The sequence below is a fragment of the Paenibacillus sp. J22P15 genome (assembly GCF_056269345.1).
The window spans coordinates 328343-346728 of record NZ_JBWDNT010000005.1; the positions used below are offsets into that span (position 1 = coordinate 328343).

Consider the following 18386-nt stretch of genomic DNA (forward strand, 5'->3'; position numbering starts at 1 on the left):
TGATGAATTGTATAAGTAGAATAAATTTCCGGAGGGGATACAATGAAAAAGCGTTTGAAATTAACTACACTCTTTCTAGCTATCATTTTAATCATGGGAAACATTCTCGCAGGATGCAGTTCAGACTCGGAAACAGAAAAAGGTAAAGACACCGAAGATTCGACACAATCAGGTGGAACGCTAAGTTTTTCAGTTACGGTACCTTCTTTTGGCGCAAAAATAGAGGATTCCATCGTACATAAGCAATGGATTAAAGAAATGGAGTCGCTTACAGGTAAAAAGCTTGATATCAAGTACAATTATATTCCAATTAGTGAATACCCAGATAAGAGCAAGCTATTGCTTGCCAGCGGTGACACAACAGACTTTTTCATGATCATGAGTAAAGACATTTTCAATCAGTATGAAGGTGAAGACTCATTTCTAGATTTAAGTCCGTATAAAGAAGATCTACCAAATTACATGAACTTAGTTAATCAGGCAACGAATGGTAATATTAAGGCGATCAGATCGGATGGGAAGTTTTATGGATTATGGAACGTAGATCTGCCAAGACAGGCTGAATATAAAGGAATGGGTGTGTATACTCCAGCAACTTATCGCTATGATATATTGGAAAAGAATGGTATAGAGATTCCGACAACATTGGATGAGCTATACAACGCCGCAAAAAAGTTAAAAGAGCTGTATCCTGAATCATTCCCGGTTAATACGCAGTGGAACTCTTTTGATTCCCTCTTCCTAGCTAACCACAACAATGGGGCGAATATCTATTGGAACGGTAAAGAGTATGTTTATGGTGCCACAGAAGAGTCCTATAAGGAGTCGTTGCAGTTTGCAAATAAGCTATTCTCTGAAAAACTATTAGACCCTGAGGTATTTTCGGATACTGATGATGCAATAAAGAAGAAAGCATTGAACGGAACCAACTTTATTTTGTTGCAAAATTGGTTTAACAATGCTGGAGAATGGAACCGCACGACAACAAATGGTGAGAAGTTTGTTATCTCTCTATTTCCGGACAACCCGAAATACGGAAAAGCGTGGCAAAGCATAAGTGACTTCAACTCCGTAGGTATTAGCGCAAGTGCGATAATGGTCGTTAATCCGAAGGCGAAGAATGTGCAAGAATTGGTGAAGTTTTTAGATTTGCAGTATAAGCCAGAGATTATTGAATTGGTTACTTGGGGAATTGAGGACACTACATTTACACGCGATTCCAGTGGCAAGCCGACCTTTGTCGATTCAATTAAGAAAGCGACTAATCCTTGGACGGAAGGCGATAAATATGGAATGAGGGCGAGCAGTTCCTATCGTCCAGGATTACAAATGGCAATCGATACATGGGCATTCGTTGATTTTGCGCCACAAGATACTGGCTTTGTGGACGGGAAACTAGTTGAGAAACCGTGGGAAACCGCTTTTTCCGACATGCCGTTCCCTAATGAGTACACACCGACTTGGATCAACGAACCTTACCTTGAATTTACAGATGATGAAAAAGAACTGATCACTTCGAATATGTCGCCAATTAAAACGTACGTAGCTGAAATGCAAAATAAGTTTATCAATGGTAAAGAAAGCTTCGAGAACTGGTCAGCCTTCCAAAATAAATTAAAAAAGACTGGCGATCTTGATAAAGTTCTTCAGATCTACAATGATGCACTCAAGAGATATCAAGACAGAAGTGCAGCGAATCAATAATGGAATAACAAAACTCGTTATATTCCTTTATTGGGAACATAGCGAGTTTTGTCCGATAGAGTAGAGATCTTAGTGTCCAGGAGGTTGAATGAATGAGATTTGAACATGGAAAAGAGAAGATGGAGAAATATAATGGGGTTTTTACGAAACCGCCAGTTAACGTGCCTTCGAAAAAAGTTGTTGATGGTCCTTTAATTGGAAACGGCGATGTCGGTGTTGTTCTTAGCGGGTTACCGGAACAACAGCGTCTCTGGATATCAAAGGTTGACTTTTGGAAAGCAAAGAGGGGCTATGAGAGTGGAAGCCCATGTCTCCTCGGGGGAATCGACATTCATATTCCCGCGTTGGTTAACGCTTCGTATTCAGCTGAACAATGTCTTTATGAAGCAAATGTGGTGTCGACTTTTGGTGGAGACGCAACACAAGTCACAATGACCTCTTGGGTTTCGGCTACAGAGAATGCGGTGGTTGTAGAGCTAATTTGCGATGGGCTAACCGCAATTCCGGTTAAGGTGGACTTGTGGGTACAGTCGGGGCATGAATCGGAATCGGAATCTGGACTTGACGACGACGTTTCTTGGGTGACGCGGAAATTTACCGGTGTCGAACTGGACTGGCCGACGGAAGGCGTAATAGCCATGCGCAGCATAGACAGTGGGGGTAATGTATTCGAATTGCAGCCTGGCAAGAAGACCTATATCGTTGCCTATGTGTTGACGAATCATGATCGGAAAGATTATGAACAAGAGTCGATTGGAAGAGTAAAGCTTCTCGACGAGAGTCGTGTCGACTCGCTCCGGTTGGAACATGAAAACTGGTGGAGCCGGTTCTGGACCAAGTCATCGATAGAAATCGGAGATGAGTTGCTTGAAAAATTTTGGTATGGATCCCACTATATCATGGCTTGCTGCAGTCGCAATAAAGCATTTGCACCGGGCTTGTTTGGCAGCTGGATAACGACAGACACCCCCGCTTGGGCTGGAGATTATCACTTGAATTATAATTATCAAGCCCCATGGTGGGGAGTCTATTCGTCCAATCATATCGAATTGAGTGAGCCGTACGACACGCCGCTTCTGAAATATATGTCCAATGGACGCAGATATGCCGAACAATATTTAGGACGGAATGGGATCTATTACGATGTCGGTATAGGTCCCAAAGGATTACCTACTGCACTGTCTACGACAAGTGCAAGCGTTACTTATGAGAACGGCCATTTGTTTTTGGGGCAGAAAAGTAATGCAGCCTTAAGCGCAGTAAATATGCTAATGCGTTATTATCATTCTTATGATTTGCAATACGCCAGCGAGGTTGCGTACCCGTTTCTAATCGAAGTGGCTAATTTCTGGGAGGATTATTTAGTATTCGAAGAAAATCGATACGTCATTTATCGCGATGCTATTCACGAAGTTCCCACTTGGATGGCTTCGCATCCGGATGATGAATGGATACAGGAGTTCGAGGACATGAATCCCCTCCTCTCTTTAGGCGTGGTCCGTGCAGTATTCAAAGGATTGCTCGATATGTCGAAGGAATTGCATCGTGATGCGGAGAGGCATGAACAGTGGGAGCATATCCTAGAGCATATTAGTGACTTTCCAACGTTTGAACGTGACGGAAAAACAATATTTCGATTAACGGAGCAAGGACGGGACTGGTGGAATGATAACACACTGGCAATTCAGCATATATGGCCAGCGGGAGCAATCGGTCTGGATTCAGATCCAAATCTTCTGGAAATTGCAAAAGATACGATTACGGTTATAAATCGCTGGACGGATTATAACGGCTTCCCAACGATATTTACTGCTGCGGCGCGAGTTGGATATGATCCCGAAGTCATTTTGCGTGAGCTTCGTCGCCAATGCCTTGAGCATAGTTATCCTAACCTGTTTATCTACTTCGGAGGAGGAGGCATCGAGTGCTGCAGCGGTGTACCTTCGGCGATTAACGAGATGCTAATGCAAAGTTATCAGCATGTAATTAGGTTGTTCCCTGTATGGCCTAGTGATAGAAATGCTATATTTACAAGCTTAAGAGCAGTTGGAGCCTTTCTTGTTTCGAGTGAGTTAAAAGATGGAAATATAACGTATATACACATTGAAAGTGAAAAAGGAAGAACATGTAACATCTTAAATCCGTGGCCAAATGGTGATGTCTGTATTATGGAGACAGACGGAGAACAACATAAGAAAATAGATTGGCAGTTGTCTGGTGATGTCATATCTTTTGCTACGGAAGCAGGGAAGCACTACCGATTATCATCTCAATGCTCTGATTGATTATTGAAATAAAGAGCACATGCCCACAATGAGCTGCGGTATGTGCTCTTTATGATTTTAACTTTGGCAAAGAACAAAAGAGTGTCGCAAGATTGATGGCAGTGCCGTCAAGGTCGAGCAGTTGTAATAAGTGACTACATTTTTTAACAGATAAACACATTACAAGAGACGTGAGGGATTCTTTCCTCACGTCTTTTTTTCATAATCTTGCCTATGTATTTGCTCTGTAAAAGACCCCTATCACTATCAGAGGTTTCTTTTCGTCTATGATGTTCTCATCAGAGCTTCCGATAGCTACGAGGAGACATGCCGAAATACTCTTGGAATTGTTTGTTAAAGGCGCTCAGCGAAGCATAGCCACTTTCCATAGCGATGTCGATAACCGGCTTGTTAGTCTTGGAAAGCGCCTGGGTCGCCAGTTGCAGTCGAAACTTATTGATAAAATGGTTAGGAGACAGCTGCGTCATTTGCTTGAATTTCCGGTAGAACATCGTTTTTCCTAAGCCGGATAATGCTATGACTTCATTTATATCAATTTTGTTTGTGATATTGGCAATGAGCGCACTGATGGCACCGATCATGCCTTCTTCTATGTCATCTTCGTTGCTGAACGGCTGATGTTCTTTGGTGTATTCGTAGATGTGAATCAGCATTTGAATTAAATGTATAAACTGTTTGCTTTCCCAAGCGACGCCCTGTTTTTCACTTTCGAGAAGTGCCAGGTTGGCTGCAAGAAACGCCTTTTTCGCGAGAGGGGATGTACCCGGAATTTTCGCAGGCAGAGAGCTGGAAAAGTAAAATGGTGCCAGCAGCGAATATCCGGAAGGAACGCCTTTTACAAAGGTCGGTGAGAAATAAAAGAGAATATATTCGCAGGCAACCGTTTTATCTTTGGAGAAGATCCAGTGCGGCTCAAAAGGGCGGCAAATAAAAATATCGCCGGGAATGGCATCATATTCTCGGCCATTAAACAAGTAACGGGCCTCATTATCTAAAATGATACATACTTCTAATAGTTCGTGCACGTGCAGGTCATGATTTTCATATCTGCTAAAGCTTCTCTTCAACAAAAGTTCTTTATCAAAAGGAATATGTTCATAGTAGCCCATAAAGCCGCCTGCTTTCATCGTGAGGATGTGGGGTGATGCGCCTCCTGATTTTATTATATTTAGTGTGAACAAAATTACAAGTTTCTTTGAAGGAAGAGGTAGTTTTGTCGTATTTTCGAAACTACAATGAAGAAGATCCTAGGAGGAGAGGAGAAGAAGACTTGCGAAAAAAATGAAAGCCTTTACAAAGAAATGAAAGCCCTTGCAAAAAAGGATTTTAAAAGGAATAAAAAAATAATGGGTCAATAAAAATGAGAGGATTGATGTATTCATGCTCAAGAGATTACTGAGTATCGTTCTTGCGGCGACTATGATTTTAACCATGTTTGGAACAGCGGCAGTTAAAGTGAAGGCCGAAACAATACAGCATGGCAATATTCAAGCAGAAATCTTTGTATCACCCACAGGTAATGACGCAAACCCAGGAACCTATGAACAGCCGCTTGCTACTTTAGATGGCGCTCGTAAGGCCGTTGCAAAGATTAACAGTAATATGACAGGTGATATTTATGTTTTTTTTGCAGCCGGTGATTACTACATAACGAATACAGTAGAATTTGGTGTTGCGGATTCTGGAACAAATGGTCATAACATTATTTATCGTGAAATGGATGGACTCAATACCGTTAATTTTATCGGCGGAGAGAAGGTTGACCCTAACTCATGGACCTTAGTTAACGGTACAACTGATCCAACTACAAACCCGGATGGAGATTTACCAGACAGTATTTCGGGTAAGGTGTATAAAACGTTTGTCGGCACAGGAGATTATCCAAGCAAAGACTTTAATACGCTTTATGTGAATGATACAAGACAGATTATGGCTCGTTCGCCAAACTTAAATAAACGTCCCAAATTTCCTAGCTCATTTAGTGACTATTACAGAACAACTGGTGGCGGGGAACTTGGCTCAAACGTTACATCCATGACTTTTAAAGACTCTATTCTGGATGCTAACACAAGAAACGGAATGATAAACGCAATGGCGCGCGGTGACTTTGACGCGCAGGTTTTTACAGATGATGTTGGCGGAGATCGACACTGGGAAAGCAATACACTTATGCTTAGCAGTTATACCACAGGCAAGCTTACTTTTAAAACTGACCCAGCAAAACCTGAATTTAACAGACCCCGCTATTCGGTTGGGGACCTTAGTTCTTTCTTTGTTCAAGGCAACTTAGGATTTCTTGACCAGCCTGGTGAATTTTACTATAACAAAAAAACAGGCTATCTGTATTATTATCCGACAGGCGATATTACACAATTGGATGTAATTATACCTAAAGTAGAGACAATCGTTCTTTTCAAAGGAAATGATAAGGATAATACGGTTCACAACATTCAGTTAAACGGAATTAAGTTCGCGGATACCAACTTTCCTGATTGGTATTCACCTTATTGGAACTGGGGCGATACAGGTGCGGGTATGGGGAAATATCCGCCGGAAGCTATGAATTCAACCAATCCATCGTATGCCGAAGGTATAGACCGACCGCAATTTCAGGTTGGCATAATTAAAATGAACTATGCCTCGTATATCAATATTGAGCGCTCTCACATAAAAAATGGAGGCATGAATGGTATTTCATTATATTTAGCAAACCACAATATTACTGTTCGTGATAGTTTAATTGAGCATGTCGGTCACGATGGGATTCAAATTGAGGGTGGATATCCTGGCGACCCTATTAATGGAGGCATCAATGGAGAAGGCTACTCGAGAGATAATCTGATCGAAAATACCATTATTCATGATGTGGGTGAATTGGTGCTTTGTTCAGCAGGCATTTCAATGAACAATGCAGGCAGAAACACTGTAAGACATGTCGAGATTTACAACAGCCCGCGCAGAGGATTGCTTCTGCAAGCGGGTTATCCGAGAAATCCGAACAATGTGGGTGGTTTTGGCGACAAATTTTTAAACCGTTACAATGATTTATATATTCATGACAATCGTTTTGAATATGTGTATGTACATGATTGCCAACAAGACGGCGGAGATGACGGCACACTCTTTGTCGGTTGGATTTATATGGGGAAAGACCCTGAGCCTAATTTTAAACGCAATTATTTTGAACAAGTTATTATAGATCAAACCGCTTCGAACCCTACGATGACAAACTTTACACCTAACAACATCAATACAGACATGGGCGCAAACGGACTAAGCTTTAAAAATGTTATGTCTACTAATTCACAGAACTTAAATTTTGAAGGAGGTTCATATTTCCAACCTTCTTATGGTGACAAAGCGCTTATTTCAGACAACACAAACTTAAACTATGGACCTGCATACGATAAAGATCCTACATTTGATCCTTCTAAGATGGAATTTGATAAAATCGGTGTAACCGCTGATTATCCAGCGGAATATAAAACGCCAGTGGCTGCTGCCAATAAACCTACAGATATTTACTTTGAAGACAGCTTTGAGGACAAAGAAATTGATATGGCAAAATGGAGCTATCAAAATACGCTTCCAAAAACTACTACGCTATATATGGCAGGCACACCTTTACAGGATAGTCGCTCGCTTATGATCGATGATTCTGGATCTGGAAAACCTGTACTATATAGGGAGTTTCCTCAAGCCTTAAACAAAGTAGTTTCAGTAAAAATGTTTGACCCATTTGCTATACATCCGACCGGTTATGATTCGGGCAGACCTTTTAACATGAAAAACTTTTATACTATGGCAAGTGCGGATGACGGAGAAAAGAGTAGAGGGATTGGAGTAAACGCAAATTCAGGCAGCGCAAACTTTAATAACTATGTATTAAATATTGATGGAGTAGAGCAAGCCACAGCAGTAAAGCGTTCTAATGGTTGGCACGAATTGAAATGGGATTACACGGGAACAGGTGTAACGATGTATATTGATGACGTGCAGGTGTATCAAGACGCTACTGCTCTCCCATTTGACTACTTGCAATTAGGTTCTCCTAATGGTACAGGCGCAAGCTGGTTTGATCAGGTTTATGTCTATGGAGGAACGCCCGCGCCCGCGCTAGGTTCAATTCCCATACAGACTGTACCGGATTACGATACCTCCAACGAGAACAAAATACAACTAGACCTCAATTTTGAAGACGGCGTTGTGCCGAGTTTTAGTCTTAAGGGCTCAATTGCTCCCGTTTCGAGCGTTATTGCGGATCCTGCAAATCCAAGTAATAAAGTTATGCAATCCGTGATCGGAGAGGGGCAAAGTTATTATCAAACGAGTGCCCCTTGGAACAACTATATTGTCAATATGAAGTGGAAATTCGCAGGCTGGGGTTCAACTAACATATTAAATCAAGCATATGATAATTTCACAATTTATATCAACACAAATGGAAAAGAACCAAACCCGCCAGCCTATCAGGTAATCTACCGCAGAAATAAAGGCGGAGTAACCGGTTTTCCTGCTGGAACACCATATTTTGAAATTAATAAACACACTCCAACAAGTGACATCTCGCTAGGAAGGGTTGCGGTGCCAGTAGGATTTGATGCAACGGAGTGGCATGATTTCCAAATTCAGACTTATGGCGGCAAAGTCGGATTTGTAGTAGATGGAACCAAAATAATATCTGTGAATGACGGGTCGTACTCCACTGGTGGTGTTGCATTTGGAGGAATCAACGCTACTGTTTTACTAGATGATATAAAGATAATTTCTAATCCGACGTTTGTAAGTTATGGTTCTAACTTCAACCTAGGGAATGTTTCGTTATTGGGAACTTATAATCCGAATTATACTATTTATGGAGCAACCGTCAGCAATAATGCACAGCCGGTTACTTTAATCAAACCCAAACCTGTGTTACCGGGCGTGAGTCATGTTGTGTCATTCAATGGTGTGGATATTACAGCTAGTTTCCCTGATTATACAACTGCAGTCGAGCTTACGAATCTAAATTATGGAAGAAACAAGTTGGTAATTTCGGAAATTACATCAGCGGGCAATAAAGACTATACCATTTATATTGATAAAACGTACACGATTTCGTCGGTTGCAGCGATTTCTCCAGTATCTACTGTACGTGGAGCAGCTCCTGTCTTGCCAACGACAACCAATGTTACGTTTGAAGACGGTACGAATCAAACGGCGGCGATTAGCTGGGATAGAGTGAGTCCAGCCGCTTATAAGAATACTACAGGCACGTTTACTGCGACAGGAAAGTTAGTCGGATTAAACGGTAAGGTCAGCACAACGGTAAATGTCGTGGGACTTGAGTCGATCGGCGAACTTGAGGATGTCACCACCGTTGCAGGCACAGCGCCTGTACTGGCGGAAACGATTAGCGCCGAATTTACAAATGAATCTAAGGACTTAGCGTTAACGTTTGCTAAATTCGATCCAGCGATGTATGCGGAAGCAGGTACAATCATTGCGGTTGCTAACGTTGAAGGTTATCCGGGTAATGTTTTGCAAAAGGTTATCGTGGAAGCGGCGCCTATAACAAAGGATTACACTCTAACGGCTACGGGAGACGCTAGCGTCATTGCGGGCGAGACATTCGATGTGACCTACGTCTTGAGCAATGTTGCAGATAGCGTTTATGCACTGGATCAAACGATCCATTATGACAGGGTCCAAGTAGAATTGCTTTCAGTCGATGCCTTGCAAAGTGGATTTAAGATTGTTGGACAGAAGGAAGGAGAAGGTGAGGTTCGCATTCTGATGGCAAGTGCGGGGTCCGGAAGTGCAATAAAGTCTACGGCTCCAGTATTGAAACTGAACTTCAAGGCCAAAGAGGCTGACCAAAACGTAACGAGCTCCATCTTCTTAACTGACGTGGCTGTTGCGGGTGCAAGCGGAATCGAAACGACGGTGGACAATGGTTCCCCGTACACGATTCAAATTATCGCAGTGGATAAAGCGGCATTGCAAGCACTTATTACAAGTGCGCAAGCATCGCATGATGCAGCGGTAGAAGGAGCTGGAATTGGTCAATATCCTGCTGGTTCGAAAGCGATATTGCAAGCGGCTATTGATCGCGCTAAGGCAGTAGCGGAACAAGGCGGGGCTACTCAAGATCAAGTGGAGCAAGCGATCGTTCAACTAGAAGCAGCGTTGCAAGTATTTAAAGCTTCCGTGAATGTAGCGGCTTCTGGTGATCTAAATGGAGACGGTAAAATCAGCATCGGTGATCTCGCTCTCATCGCAGCTGGTTATGGAAAAACTTCTGCAGATGCAGACTGGTCTATGTATGAAAAAGCAGATATGAACGGTGACGGTTTAATAGACATCGTTGATCTGGCAGATATTGCCAAATTAATACTGGGTTAATTTCGAATGGGGGGAAGTTGCAATAGCTTCCCCTTATTTTTTATCGAAAGGATGAATTAATTCAGTTAGGGGTTCGAGCCCTCTATTCTCCACCAATACCTTAAACAAAAACGGCAGAGATGCCGTTTTTTTGTATTGAATTGATTTTGTTGCTGTACACCAGACATGTGGAGTGCTGTGTGTCGCTAGTTCGATTGAGGTAAGAACCAAGTCGCTTCGTAGCTGACGGGCAAGAAGAAAAGCAGCTAAATTATTGGAGAAAATAAATAAAAGAAAAATAATAAAAATGTGATAAAATTTAGGAGGTGAGAGTGAGAACTTTCATGTCCTTTTTTAAATAATTCATTTGCAAAAGGAGTGTAAAAAATGATCGATTGTATTTTGTTGGATGGGTTTGTAATTACAATGGACAAGAAACGTAATGTGATAAAAAAAGGAACTGTAGCGATTGATAAAGGTAAAATTATCGACGTCGGTGAATCAGAGGAAATAAAGATAAAATATTCAGCTAAAGAAGTAATCGACTGCTCAAACCATATCATAATGCCAGGGTTCATTGATGCACACGGCCATGCGGGACATACTGCATTCCGGTTTGTTGTCAAGGATACTGGTTATTGGATGCCGGCAATGACACATACATACAAACATTATGTTACAGACGACTTCTGGTATATAGAAGGTCGTGTCTCCGCTCTTGAGCGCGTGAAGGCTGGTGTGACAACCGGTGTCTGCGTAATGGGCTCACAGCCGCGCTGCGATGATCCGATCTTTGCAATAAACAATGCTAAAGCCTATGCTGAAGTCGGTATTCGAGATATCGTGTGTACTGGCCCTAGCCATGTGCCGTGGCCTCATAATTTCAGCCGTTGGTCAGGCGGAAAGCGTATCATGTATTCAGTATCCTTTGAACAGGCGGTCTCAAGCCTTGAAGAGGTAATAAAAACTTTGAATAATACAAATGGCGGCAAAACTTATGCCTATGTAACTCCGTTTGGGATGATTACTTCAATAAATCCTTCCGGAGCAACGCCGAAGGAACAACTTACAAATCTGACAGAGCACGATAAACTTCAGGCAAGAGAGATGCTTCGTATTGCCAAGGAATATAATACCCGCATTCATTCCGACTGTTTTGGCGGTATGCTTTATTTGGCTATGCAGGACTTGGACAACGCAGTTTTAGGCCCTCATGTGCATTTACAACATTGCTCTTACCTCTCAGATGAGGAAGTTAAGGTTCTTGCCGATACAGGAACGCATGCCACAGCAGCCCCCGGCTCGCATGCACCGATACACAGAATGCTCGATATGGGGGTCAGTATTGCTGCTACGACAGACGGTCCCAAATCCGGAGGAGGATTGGATATGTTTGCTTGCATGAGGCAATTTCAGCAAGCTTATAGAGGAGTAGCACAAGACTCAAATCTGTTACCGCATGAGAAGATGCTCGAACTTGTAACGATTGATGCTGCTAAGGTTGTTGGCCTTGACCACATGATAGGTTCGCTAGAAGTCGGTAAACGTGCAGATATTATCACAGTTAACCTAATGAATCCTCGTCTTACTCCTAATTTCAATCCGTTACATTCCCTTGTAATGAGTGCTCAGGGCTGTGATGTTGACAATGTTTTAGTTGACGGGGAATTTTTGGTCCGTGATTATAAAGTGTTGACAGTGGATGAAAGAACAGTATTAACACAAGCACAAAAGGAATCGGAAGAAACAATTGAAAGAGCCAAACTACACGGCTTTGCCTATCTGCATAATCAGTATTGGGGTATGGCCAGAAAACCAGAAACGGAAGAAATATTTGATATAGAATGGCAGAGGCAGGATGGAGGACATTATTAATGAAAACGACAAAAATAAAAGGGCGCTTTGTTATAGGACATGATGGCAGCAAGCATGTTTTTTACCGTGATGGTGAAGTTGTTTATAAGGGTGACACCATTATTTTTGTTGGAAAGGACTTTGAAGGTCATGTAGATGAGATCATTGATACGGGCATATCCATAATCAGCCCCGGATTTATTGATTTGGAAGCAGACATCGACACAGACCATGCACTTATTGATGTAGCCTTCCCTAGTTCACCTGAAAATAGGTTTGTCATGGGAAAAAAATACCGTACTCTTGATCCTTATACAGATGAGGATTTTAAAATAAGACAAACTTATTCTATAGCACAGTTGATACGCAATGGAATAACTACTGCAATGCCAATTGAAGGCGAAACGTTTCATGGCTGGAGCCAAAGTTACCGTGAACATGAAATTATGTCAGAGGTTGGCCTTGAAATGGGTATGAGACTCTATGTAGGACCTTCCTTCCGTTCTTATGTTGGCATTGGTGAAGGTTATGACGAAAAACGAAGTGAACAAAGCTTTTCAGACGCACTTCGTCACTTTGAGGAATTTGACGGCAAAGGAAATGGTCTTATCCGAGGATTTATAAACCCTTGCCAGATACGCTGGACTACAGAAGATATATTAGTGCGCGCAATCCGTTATGCAGAAGATAAAAATGCTCCCATGCGTCTTCATGCCTGCGAAGGTTTAGGAGAATGGGAACATATAAGAGCCTTAGGCGGAAATACATCTATTGAATATTTTGAGCGTATCGGTTTGCTTTCAAAAAAACTGCTTATCCCTCATTGTATTGCTGCGACTAACAGCGAGTTGGAAACGCTTGCGCGTTATGGAATTAGTGTTATATCAACCCCATTTGCCGAAATACAAGGCGGTACAGCACTGTATTCTTTTGCTAAATATCAGCATTATGGTATCAATCTAACAATCGGAACAGATGCTCAACCTGTTGACATGATAAGAAATATGCGGCTTGCTCGGGATTTGGACATAATGTGTCATAACCGACAGATATTCAGACGTTATCAAGAGGATGGCAGTGTAATTAATAGGTTTGAAGATGAACCTGAGTACAAAAGAATGACTGTAGCAGATTTTTTTGACGCAGCAACGGTAAACGGAGCAAAAGCACTTGATCGTACGGACATAGGTAAGCTTGCTTTAGGCGCTAAAGCAGATATTATTGCAATAGACCTCAATGATATTGCTGTAGGACCATATGAAGATCCTGTTCGTACAATGATAGTTAGCTGTACAGGAAGCAATGTAACACATACCATTATTAATGGAAAAATGCTTATGAAAAATAAAAAACTAATAGGTATTGATGAAGATTTACTAATGAAAAAAGCACAGGTCGTTTTTGAGAAGTTCCTAAATCTTTATCAAGAGTACGATCAATACAATAGACCGAAAGAAACATTTTTTCCGCCATCTTATAAATTTTTGGATTAATAAAGGAGCCATTCCTGTAATGAATGAATTCGAGGTTTGAATTTATGGGGACGAATTGGGGACGAAAACCATCACCAAGCATCATAAACGAACCGATTAGATCGTACGAAAGTCGGTACAAACACTTATTTAACAAGGATTCTTCTTACATCAACATACTAGATCCTAACCCATCGCTATCACTAACAGCGATGAGGTCAGGGGAAGCCTCTAGGTTCAACCAAACAAAAAAAACCTCTTCAATTGAAGTGGTTTTTTTGTTTGAGGAGCCCAATTAGACGAACGTACCGGGAGTGGAAGAATGGACTTCGTATTACCAAGTATAATGATCTATCAATTCGAGCTTCTTGTCTTCGATATAATAAACAAGGTATCTCCGCTTTGTGGAACTACCTTCTGTTCCAGTACAATTCGATAGATTTTATTGCCCCAGCTGGATACAAGCTTGCTGTCGGTCAACGGGATTTCTTCGATTTGAATGTTAAAACCGTTTGAATCAAATTTCATTTGTATCACATCACGATCGGATATGAATTCAATACCATCTTCAGTCAGTTTGACATCACAAGGAGTTATAAAGTGATACGACAAGCTTTTATTCTGTTCCAGCTCATAACAATCATGGATGATGATCTGTTGTGCAACCCGGTCAAGTGAAGCTTGACGCGTATAGTGTTTGATCATGGCTTCTGCCCCATAGGATTTGCTAATGTCCATCGACAGGCTGGCTATTTGCTCAGACGCACGATAGTAAACCTGTTCTGCGTTGTATTCAGCCCCCTCGTGCTGCATTACTCCATTGATGGTTGGCAAATTGTGGTACTGGGACTGCATTGTCCAAATATCGTAGCGGTTTGGACCGAAAAACTCTCGGCGATAAACCTCTACCCCGATATCAATGAGTATGGGACGAGCATTATAAAAGACGACATAATTTCCAACATCATTATGATTATGACTGTCCCCATTACTTCCGCCTTTGACACAGAGGAATAGGCCTTTATCCGCCTCCTCGGTCTCCCGTGCTACCATAATCCCTAGACTTTCAATATAGGATTCGGTTTCAAATTTAACGGACCGTGCTTTCTGCAGCATGCTATGGGACTGATCGATCGAGGACATGGCTCTTGAGAGGGAGAGCGTAGGGAATATTTTGTTATCCAGTTGGTACTTAAAGCAATATGCTCCAAAGTCCACTAGCCGCGAATCATTCATCTGAATACCTGCGGAATAAATAATCTCTGCAGCAGGATTGCATTTTGCACTGCCATCCGCAAAGTTTACGACATAATCCTTGCCAATGTACAGCTTTCGAATATAGTCGGTAAAATGGCGAAGCTTTGGTTCTTGATAAATTTGAATCGAACCGTTTGTCGCATAATCGACCAAAGCTAATCCTTCTAACAGCATGCCGCAGGATCTTCCCCAATAGGTCGCTCCTTCATCGATGCCGCCGTCCTCGTCTATTCCTTGCAAGTAATAATCCAGCATATCCATCGCGCGGACAATTCCTCTTCTCCGAAGATCATCATCTTCCTCACAGAATAGAATACTGGTTAAGCAGTTGACTACACACCATGGATTCCAGTTATTCATATCTCGCCGATCGCCGTATCCCATCCACCAATAATCATATCTCGTCAGAAACGGGTCTATAATTCTGCGTTTGAGCTCTCGTTTTATTCGACGACTAACGAGTGGTTCGATCTCATCTAACTTGTCTTTAAGAAGATAGTAGATGATCGCTAGCGTCATTCCGGTCTCGCCAGCAAATATATCAAGTGCTGCAATATCGATATCGGGAAGAGTTCTCTCGCCATTAATGGGATCCGGCTCATAAATAAAGTTATGAGCCGAAACGACCCATGAGCTTTCCTCGCAGACGCACCAAATACCATTAATGATGTCCGCCAAATAGGAGCCGTCGCCTGTTAAGCACTCCGCTAGCGTCAATGTGGAAAGGGCGTGTCTGCGAGCAAAATAAGGGGATTCAAAAATGGCTCGGTCACCGCTTTTGAAGTATTCCATAAAGTCAGTCGCTTTAAGCATCGGATAGGCAAAGTTTTTGTATGTCTCTGCTTGCTCAATAATTAAATTTCTGATCTGATCATCGATTGAAGCCCATAGATCTCGCTGCTCATAGCTTGGAAAGGGGGTAAACTGCTTTAAGGGAAGAACTGGGAAAGGCCTTGTTCTTACTTGTCCAGATGCGGTTGTTTCATACACTAGCTCTCTTAGCATGAGGTACCTCCATTATTAGAAAGAATATGGGAAGAATAGCTTGGTTGTACAAGGCCACTCTCCCCATTTCGTTTTATTTATTGATTTCGTCAACGACAGCTTGAAGGTCGATTTCTTTGGCATAATTCGTAAAGTTGTTTACGTAACCGTCGTAATCAAGCTTGCCCATGACATAATTATGGAATAGATCTGTTACTTTAGCTTTAAGATCGCCTTCAACGTTGCTATAGAGAGAAAACTCGCTGGATGGCAGGTCTGTCACTACTTTCTCTTTATAGGTTTCACCAATCTTCGCAATTTCGATAATATTGTCATATTCACCTTGAGTGTCATGATCGAAGTTGAACGGATATTTAAAGTCGCGATCAAGCGGCGGGAATGACTGCCCGCGGAAGCCGACTCCGCCATTATCCACATTCGCAACAAGTGCGCCATCAACTAAATCATAATGATAACCTTCGATACCGCGGCTAGTTGCAATAACTGCTTCGGGATCTGTTAGCAGCCAAGTGAAGAAGGCGTCAAACGTTTCCTTAGGGTGTTTGCTTGCGCTTGTAATGCCGATAGGGGAGTCGGCTTCATAGTATGATAGCCCGAATACACCTTTTTCACCTTCAAACGGCTTTACAAAAGCCAGGTCCGCATCCTTGAAGTTTTCATCCAAGCCAGCCTTTAGCGTGTCATAAACATCATCCCACATAATGATCGCTCCAGCTTCACCATTCATAAATTTCGTTCTTACTGCACCATAGCTTGTGTTTGTTGGCATTTCAAGATCAATTAATTTCTCGCTGTAGAGCTTCTTCATAAAATCAAGATATTCTTTATATTCCGGCGTCAGGAATGGTACAACAGCTTTGTTATCCTTCATATAAATCTGGTTGCGAGTGTTGAAATAAGCAGCGAACAAATCTTGATCCTTCAGCACTGCAGAGAGAGTCAATGGGATTGTATCGTTTTCTCCGTTGTTGTCTAGATCGCTGTCACGAAATAATGTCAGCACATTGACAAGTTCATCGATCGTTTTCGGCTGCTCTACTCCAAGCTTGGCTAACCAATCTGTACGCAACCACATCGTCATATACTTTTGGTTCGTAACAGATATACCGTAAGTTTTTCCGAAAAACTTAAATGGTTCCACAACACTCGGGTTAGCATCGAGAATTTTTTTTACTTTCTCATTGCTATTAATATAATCATCCAGAGGAACTAGAAAATCTTGTTTCACAAAAGGATATGGATTAGCAGGTAAACGAGCTAGATCCGGCATGTCGCCTGAAACGAAAGAGGCAGTGACCTTGTCCTCCCAGTTATTTTGCGGAATATGCTTAATTTCCAAATCAATGTTTGTTTTGCTCTTAAACTGATCGGATAGCATTTGTGCGACATCGGGATTATTGTAATAATCCTTACTTAGGTACGTGATGGAGGATAGATCTCCATCTTTAGCTGACCCTTCTGCTTCAGGCTTCTCGGCCGGGCTTTTGGAACCGCAGGCACCTAATACCATTGTACTGGTTAAAAGTATTGCGAGAGTAGTTGTCACTTTTTTCATTTTTGCTGCACCTCTGATTTTTATTTTTGTATTAACCCTTTACAGAGCCAATCAGTACACCTTTTACAAAATATTTTTGTAGGAATGGATAAACAATCATAACTGGTATCAATGCTACAACTATCGTCGTATATTGAATGTTTTTTAATAGTGTCTGATCGGTACTGGTCGAATCCATCGAGTTTTCCATAACTAAGGTGCGTAGGATAACCTGTAACGTATGCATATCAGGATCACTAATATAAAGGATGACCTCCAAATAGCTGTTCCATGAGGATACCATATAAAACAATCCGACGGTTGCTATTGCTGCAGTTGATAGAGGCAGTATGATTTTGAACAGAATTTTGATCTCCGAGCAGCCGTCGATCCGTGCGCTCTCCACCAGTGAAGACGGGATGCTTTCCAAAAAGTTTCGCATAATAAGGATATTAAAGGTGTTCAATGCAGCTGGGAAAATAAGTGCCGTAAATGAATTAAGCATCCCTAAGTCCTTTACAAGCAAATATTTGGGTAGAAACCCTAGGCTAAGGAGCATGGGAAGTACAATAATAAAGTTCAAAAATCTCCTTCCTACAAGTTCTCCTCTGGAGAGAGGGTACGCAATTCCAATTGTAAGCACCATAGACACGATAATGCTGCATCCGGTTACGAACAAGGAATTTAGAAACGGTCCTTGAATGAGCTCATTTTCCAATACATATTTATAATGATCTAGAGTAAAGCCTCTAGGTAATATGCGAAATGACGCATCGGAAGAGGTTGAAAAAGTGAGCTGGAAAATATACATGATCGGCAGCAGCACACTTAATGAACATAATCCCATCACGACAATGGATATTATTTTTACTACCTTTTCTTCAAGACTCTGTTTGATTAGCAATGTCTACA

Annotated in this window: 9 protein-coding genes and 1 pseudogene; 6 read left to right on the forward strand and 4 right to left on the reverse strand. The window is 41.8% G+C overall.

The annotated features are described in order from the left end of the window. Nucleotides 1-42 precede the first annotated feature (42 nt). Together AC0YN6_RS14830 and AC0YN6_RS14835 are read left to right on the forward strand one after the other, a co-directional pair. A complete protein-coding gene (locus tag AC0YN6_RS14830; protein ID WP_475747730.1) occupies nucleotides 43-1704 on the forward strand; it encodes a type 2 periplasmic-binding domain-containing protein in 1662 nt (553 codons plus the stop codon). Between the two features lie 92 nt (nucleotides 1705-1796). Continuing rightward, complete coding sequence (locus AC0YN6_RS14835) at nucleotides 1797-3989, forward strand: glycosyl hydrolase family 95 catalytic domain-containing protein (protein ID WP_475747731.1); 2193 nt, start codon at nucleotides 1797-1799, stop codon at nucleotides 3987-3989. A 278-nt stretch (nucleotides 3990-4267) separates the two neighbouring features. Here the strand turns inward: AC0YN6_RS14835 and AC0YN6_RS14840 are convergent, their stop codons facing one another. Then, nucleotides 4268-5098: an AraC family transcriptional regulator gene (locus AC0YN6_RS14840; RefSeq protein ID WP_475747733.1), complete on the reverse strand. Its 831-nt coding sequence runs from the start codon at nucleotides 5096-5098 to the stop codon at nucleotides 4268-4270. Nucleotides 5099-5369: 271 nt separating this feature from the next. On the opposite strand from AC0YN6_RS14840, the gene AC0YN6_RS14845 reads away from it, so the two are divergent. The 4 genes and pseudogenes from AC0YN6_RS14845 to AC0YN6_RS14860 all read left to right on the forward strand — a co-directional run bounded on the left by AC0YN6_RS14845 (nucleotide 5370) and on the right by AC0YN6_RS14860 (nucleotide 13699). After that, nucleotides 5370-10373 (forward strand): cohesin domain-containing protein, encoded by a 5004-nt coding sequence (locus AC0YN6_RS14845; protein WP_475747734.1) that lies wholly within the window; start codon nucleotides 5370-5372, stop codon nucleotides 10371-10373. Nucleotides 10374-10383: 10 nt separating this feature from the next. Beyond that, a pseudogene (locus AC0YN6_RS14850) lies at nucleotides 10384-10468 on the forward strand. 271 nt (nucleotides 10469-10739) lie between these two features. Continuing rightward, a complete protein-coding gene (locus AC0YN6_RS14855) occupies nucleotides 10740-12227 on the forward strand; it encodes an amidohydrolase family protein (RefSeq protein WP_475747735.1) in 1488 nt (495 codons plus the stop codon). Beyond that, on the forward strand, nucleotides 12227-13699 hold the full coding sequence (locus AC0YN6_RS14860) for a chlorohydrolase family protein (protein ID WP_475747736.1): 1473 nt from the start codon (nucleotides 12227-12229) through the stop codon (nucleotides 13697-13699). The genes AC0YN6_RS14855 and AC0YN6_RS14860 overlap by 1 nt, the downstream gene beginning before the upstream one ends. A 333-nt stretch (nucleotides 13700-14032) precedes the next feature. On the opposite strand, the gene AC0YN6_RS14865 is transcribed toward AC0YN6_RS14860, so the two are convergent. The 3 genes from AC0YN6_RS14865 to AC0YN6_RS14875 form a co-directional block, all read right to left on the reverse strand. Beyond that, nucleotides 14033-15940 carry a heparinase II/III domain-containing protein gene (locus AC0YN6_RS14865; RefSeq protein ID WP_475747738.1) on the reverse strand — a complete coding sequence of 636 codons (1908 nt, stop codon included), beginning with the start codon at nucleotides 15938-15940 and terminating at the stop codon, nucleotides 14033-14035. 73 nt (nucleotides 15941-16013) lie between these two features. Next, nucleotides 16014-17495 (reverse strand): extracellular solute-binding protein, encoded by a 1482-nt coding sequence (locus AC0YN6_RS14870; RefSeq protein WP_475747739.1) that lies wholly within the window; start codon nucleotides 17493-17495, stop codon nucleotides 16014-16016. Nucleotides 17496-17526: 31 nt separating this feature from the next. Beyond that, entirely contained in the window at nucleotides 17527-18378 is an 852-nt protein-coding gene (locus AC0YN6_RS14875; RefSeq protein ID WP_475747740.1) for a carbohydrate ABC transporter permease, read from the reverse strand. Nucleotides 18379-18386 lie beyond the last annotated feature (8 nt).